Raw genomic sequence first — 1,310 nt, 5'->3', positions numbered from 1 at the left:
CGTGCCTGCTCCTGCAAGGCCCGGGCGAGACGGGGCACCAGCGCGTCAAGATGCGTGATGCGCTCCAATCCCGGCCAGTCGAGAGCCGGGGCAGGGCCTTCGGGACGGAACAGGATACAAGCCATCCCCGCATCATGCGCGGCCTGAACGCCCGTGTCCGAATCCTCGATCACGACGCATTGGTTCGGTTCGACGCCTTCCTGTTCGGCAGCTTGAAGAAAGACATAAGGATCGGGTTTGGGCCGCATCATGTCGCGCGCCGAATGGATCCGGTCACGCGGGAAGAAGCGGGTGAAACCGACGCGGGCGAACTTGACCTCCATCTCGGGCCAGGAGGAATTCGATCCCACCCGGAACGGCACGCCCAAGGCCCGCACACCGGCGAGCATGGTTTTAGCACCGTCGATCGTCGCGGCCTCGTCACGCATCAGATCGACCAGCTTGTCCTGCATGATCTGAACGTAATCGGCACCCAAATCGCACCCGGTTTCTGCCTCGAGCTCGCGCTTCACCTGTCCGAGCGCCTTGCCCGCGAAACGCTCCAGCGCCGCCTCATCGCTCAGTTCGATGCCGCGCGCGCGCGCCTCTCGGGCCACGAGGCGGCATGAAGGCAGCTCGCTGTCGATCAGCACGCCATCGCAATCGAAGATCACGAGACGTAGCTGGCCCGAGGCGGAGAGGGCATGGGGGGACAAAGCGCTCATGGCCGATCAGCCAATATCGCGCACGGCGTCGACCAACGCCTCGACATGCTCGGGTGGGGTGTCTGGCATGACGCCATGACCGAGATTGAACACATGAGGCCGTCCCTTCAGCGCATCGCGGACAGCATGGGCTTCGTCGATCAGGCTCTGTCCGCCATTGCGCAGAATGATGGGATCGAGATTGCCCTGAAGGGCCAACGTGTCGGGGCAGAGAGCTGCCATCCGGGCCATATCGACCGAAGTGTCGCAGGCCAGGGCGTCCACGCCGGTTTCGCGGGCGTATTCCAGCGCCATCAGCCCGGCGAGACGGGGAAAGCCGATGATCTTCACACCCGGGCGAGCTGCACGAATGCCCTGCACGATGGCACGGGTCGGGGCAATGACGTGCTTGCGGAACTGAGAGGGGGGCAACAGGCCGGCCCAGCTGTCGAACAGCATGACGGCTTCGGCGCCGGCGTCGATCTGACCGATCAGCATGGTGGTGGTGGCCTCGGTCAGCAGGGCGATCAGATCGCCGTAGAGATCCGGGTCCTGAAGCGCCATGGCGCGGGTGACGCCGAATTCCCGCGAGGAACCTCCATCGACCATGTAGCAGGAAACGGTGAA

General features: G+C 64.4%; 2 protein-coding genes. Both read right to left on the bottom strand.

The annotated features are described in order from the left end of the window. On the bottom strand, window positions 1-704 hold a 704-nt coding region (locus tag C0V97_RS17270), incomplete at its 3' end, for an HAD family phosphatase (RefSeq protein ID WP_127099680.1). 6 nt (window positions 705-710) lie between these two features. Beyond that, window positions 711-1,310: uroporphyrinogen decarboxylase family protein (locus C0V97_RS17265; RefSeq protein WP_305007248.1), on the bottom strand; the 600-nt coding region annotated here is incomplete at its 5' end.

It is taken from the genome of Asaia sp. W19 (genome assembly GCF_003994335.1).
Lineage (GTDB): Bacteria > Pseudomonadota > Alphaproteobacteria > Acetobacterales > Acetobacteraceae > Asaia.
This window is presented reverse-complemented; position numbering and strand designations above follow the sequence as displayed.